3 protein-coding genes are annotated in these 4,151 nt (G+C 64.3%); all 3 read left to right on the forward strand.

The annotated features are described in order from the left end of the window. A partial coding sequence (locus EOA22_RS26195) for an efflux RND transporter permease subunit (protein ID WP_164755827.1) occupies positions 1–2,902 on the forward strand: 2,902 nt, incomplete at its 5' end. Positions 2,903–2,981: 79 nt separating this feature from the next. Continuing rightward, entirely contained in the window at positions 2,982–3,587 is a 606-nt protein-coding gene (gene nthA / locus EOA22_RS26200) for a nitrile hydratase subunit alpha (protein WP_063168267.1), read from the forward strand. After that, the coding region (gene nthB / locus EOA22_RS26205) for a nitrile hydratase subunit beta (protein ID WP_127390318.1) at positions 3,584–4,151 on the forward strand (568 nt) is incomplete at its 3' end. The genes nthA and nthB, both read left to right, overlap by 4 nt.

Raw genomic sequence — 4,151 nt, forward strand, 5'->3', positions numbered from 1 at the left:
GACTTCGATCGCCAGCCAGTTCGTGCTCAACCGAGACATCGACGCGGCGGCGGCCGACGTGCAGGCGGCGATCGCGCGCACGCAGAAATCATTGCCGCCGCAGATGACGGCGCCGCCGAGCTATCGCAAGGTCAATCCGGCCGACGCGCCGATCCTTTTGATGTCGCTGGTCAGCGACACGGTTCCGCTGACCGACCTCGATGCGTTCGCGGAAAACGTCATCTCGCCGTCGCTGTCGACCATCGACGGCGTGGCGCAGGTCTCGATCTTCGGCCAGCAGAAATACGCGGTGCGCATCCAGATCGACCCGACCGCGCTTGCCGCACGCGGCATCTCGATCGATCAGCTGCAGGCGGCGGTTGCCTCGGCCAACAGCAACACGCCGCTCGGCGTGCTCCAGAACGACAAGCAGCAGCTCACCATCACCGCCAACACGCAGCTGACCGACGCCGCCGGTTTCTCCAACATCATCATCGCCACCAAGAACGGTCACCCGGTACGGCTGGGCGAGGTGACCCGCGTGGTCGATTCGGTGCAGACGACCACGACCGCAAGTTGGTACGATGGCACCCGCGCGATCATCATGGCCGTGCAGCGCCAGCCCGACGCCAACACTGTCGACGTCGTCGACAAGGTCAAGGCGATGCTGCCGTCCTTCAAGGACCAGATGCCGGCCGCCGCCGACATCAAGTTGCTTAACGACCGCTCCAGTTCGATCCGGCAGGCGGTCAGCGACGTGCAGTTCACGCTGCTGCTCACCATTGCCCTGGTCATCATGGTGATCTTCGTGTTCCTGCGCCGGGTGACGGCGACAATCATCCCGGCCGTGGCGGTGCCGATCTCGCTGATCGCCACGCTCGGCGCGATGTTCCTGTTCGGCTTTTCCATCGACAACATCTCGCTGATGGGCCTGACGCTGGCGGTCGGCCTCGTCGTTGACGACGCCATCGTGATGCTTGAAAACATCTTCCGCCACATGGAGGAGGACGGGCTGTCGGCCTTCGACGCCTCGCTGAAGGGCGCGCGCGAAATCGGCTTCACCATCATCTCGATCTCGATCTCGCTGGTGGCGGTTTTCATCCCCGTGCTGCTGATGGGCGGCGTCATCGGGCGCATCTTCAACGAGTTCGCCGTGGTGGTGACGGTCGCCATCCTGGCGTCGATGTTCGTGTCGCTGACGCTGACGCCGATGCTGTGCTCGCGGCTGCTGTCGGTGACCAAAGCCGACCGCGACAAGCATGGCCCCGGTCACAAGCAGGACCTCGTCACGCGCGGCTACGACAGGGTCTTGAGCTTCTGCCTGCGGCACACCTTCCTGGTGTTCCTCGTCTTCGTCGGCACCGCGGCAGCGTCGGTGTGGCTGATCCAGATCTCGCCGAAGGGCTTCTTCCCGCAAGAGGATATCGGCCAGATATCGGTGACCACCATTGCCCGCCAGGACATCTCGTTCGACGCCATGTCCAGGCTGCAAGGGCAGGTCGCCAGCGTCTTCTCGCATTCGCCCTATGTCGACCATGTGGCGTGGTCGGCGGGCAGCGGCAACAACGCGCTCAACCAGGGGCAGCTCTTCGTCCAGCTCAAGGGCAAGGACCAGCGCCCCGATATCGAGAAGGTGCTTGCGGATCTGCGCAAGCAACTGGCCCGCGTGGCGGGCATCGAGACCTACATGCAGCCGGTGCAGAATTTGAGGCTGGGCTCGCGGTCGTCCGCAAGCGCCTACCAGCTCGTGGTTCAGGGCCTTGATACCGGCCTCACCGATATTTGGGCGCAGAAACTGAACGACGCGATGGCGGCCGACCATGCGAACTTCACCGACGTCACCAGCGACCTGCAGAACAATGCGCTGCAGGCGACGCTGGTGGTGGATCGCGACAAGGCCGCCCAACTCGGTATCGATACCGACACGTTGCGCTCCGCCCTCTATGGCGGGTTCGGCACCGACCAGGTTTCGACCATCTTCGGTTCGGCCGACAGCTATGAAGTCATCACCGAGCTCGATCCCAAGATCGAGTGGTCGCCCGAGCGGATGCTGGCCATCCAGATGAGGACGGCGAGCGGCAGTCTTGTTCCGCTCGGCGCCTTCGCCCGCGTCGATCGCACGGCCGGCGCCCTGACCGTCAACCAGCTCGGCCAGCTTCCAGCCGTGACCATCTCCTACAATCTGCCGCAGGGCGTGGCGCTGGGCGACAGCGTGACGCGCATCAATGCGCTGAAAGAGCAGATCGGCATGCCGACGGTGATCTCGACGACCTTTGCCGGCACGGCCAAGACCTTCCAGGATTCGCTGGCCAACCAGGGTTTTCTGGTCGGCGGCGCAATCCTGACCATCTACATCGTGCTCGGCATCCTCTACGAAAGCTTCATCCACCCGCTGACCATCCTCACCGGCCTGCCATCGGCCGTACTGGGAGCGGTCGTTGCGCTGCGCTTCGCCGGCATGGATCTGTCGGTCATCGCGGTGATCGGCATCCTGATGCTGATCGGCATCGTCAAGAAGAACGGCATCATGATGGTCGATGTCGCGCTTGAGTTGCGACGAGAAGGCATGTCGGCGACCGAGTCGATCCACAAGGCCTGCCTGATGCGCTTCAGGCCGATCATGATGACGACGCTGGCGGCACTCATGGGCACGTTCCCGATTGCGCTCGGCACCGGCGCCAGCGCCGAACTGCGCCAGCCGCTGGGCGTTGCCGTTGTCGGCGGCCTGCTTGCCTCGCAGGCACTGACCCTGTTCGTGACGCCGGTGATCTATGTCTACATGGAGAATTTCTCGGGCTGGCTGGTCGGGCTTTGGTCGAAGCGCAAGGGCGAGCCGGGTCCGGTCGAAACTGTCGACCAGCTCTCGCTGTTCAAGGCGAGGGAAGACATGCAGCCCGAACCGCAGCGGGCGGCCGCCGAATGATGTGACAGGGCCAGTGCATGTGCCGCTGGCCCAAGGCGTTGCGCTTGCGGTGGCACCACCGGAACCGTAATTTGTCGCCATGTCCCACGATCATCATCACGATAACGAACTTGATCCGTTTGCCGCCCGCGTGCGTGCGCTGGAGACGATCCTCGCCCAGAAGGGTCTGATCGATCCGGCCGCGATCGACGTCATCGTCGACACCTACGAGACGAAGATCGGGCCGCGCAACGGCGCCAGGGTGGTGGCCAAGGCCTGGAGCGATCCTGCCTTTGCCGATTGGCTGAAGCGCGACGCGACGGCGGCGATCGCATCGCTGAGCTATACCGGCCGCCAGGGCGAGCACATGCAGGCGGTGTTCAACACGCAGGATACCCATAATCTCGTCGTCTGCACACTGTGCTCCTGCTATCCGTGGTCGGTGCTTGGCCTGCCGCCGGTCTGGTACAAGGCGCCGCCCTATCGTTCGCGCGCGGTGATCGATCCGCGCGGCGTGCTGGAAGAGTTCGGGCTGACGCTGCCGGCGGACAAGAAAATCCGCGTCTGGGATTCCACTGCCGAGCTGCGCTATCTCGTCGTGCCGATGCGGCCCGAGGGTACCGAGGGCTGGAGCGAGGAGCGGCTGGCGGAGCTGGTGAGCCGCGATGCGATGATCGGCACCGGCCTGGCGGAACAGCCGGCATGAACGGGCCGCAGGATCTCGGCGGACAGATGGGTTTCGGCCCGGTCGCGCCGGAAAAGGACGAACCTTACTTCCATGCCGCCTGGGAAAGGCGGGCGCTCGGCGTGACGCTGACTGCCGGCGCCATGGGCGCCTGGAACATCGACGAGAGCCGGCATGCACGGGAATCGCTGCATCCGGCTGTCTACTATTCATCGAGCTACTACGAGATATGGATCAAGGCGCTGGAGGTGCTGTTAAAGCGCCATGGCTTCGTCAGCCAGCGCGATCTCGAAGCGGGCAAGGCAGTCGATCCAGCAGCGACTCCCAAGAGGGTGCTGAAGGCGGAAAACGTGCCCGCGGTGTTGGCCAAGGGCAGCCCTTGCGACCGGCCGGTGGCGCAAGCGGCGCGGTTCAAGGCGGGCGACGCCGTGCGGACCAAAAACTTCAACCCGACCGGCCACACGCGGCTGCCGCGCTACGCACGCGGCAAGCACGGCGTGATCGAGGCGGTGCACGACGGTTTTGTTTTTCCCGACAGCAACGCGCATGGACACGGCGAAAATCCGCAATGGGTCTACACCGTGG

Origin of the sequence: Mesorhizobium sp. M7A.F.Ca.US.014.04.1.1 (assembly GCF_003998745.1) — a bacterium.
GTDB lineage: Bacteria > Pseudomonadota > Alphaproteobacteria > Rhizobiales > Rhizobiaceae > Mesorhizobium > Mesorhizobium ciceri.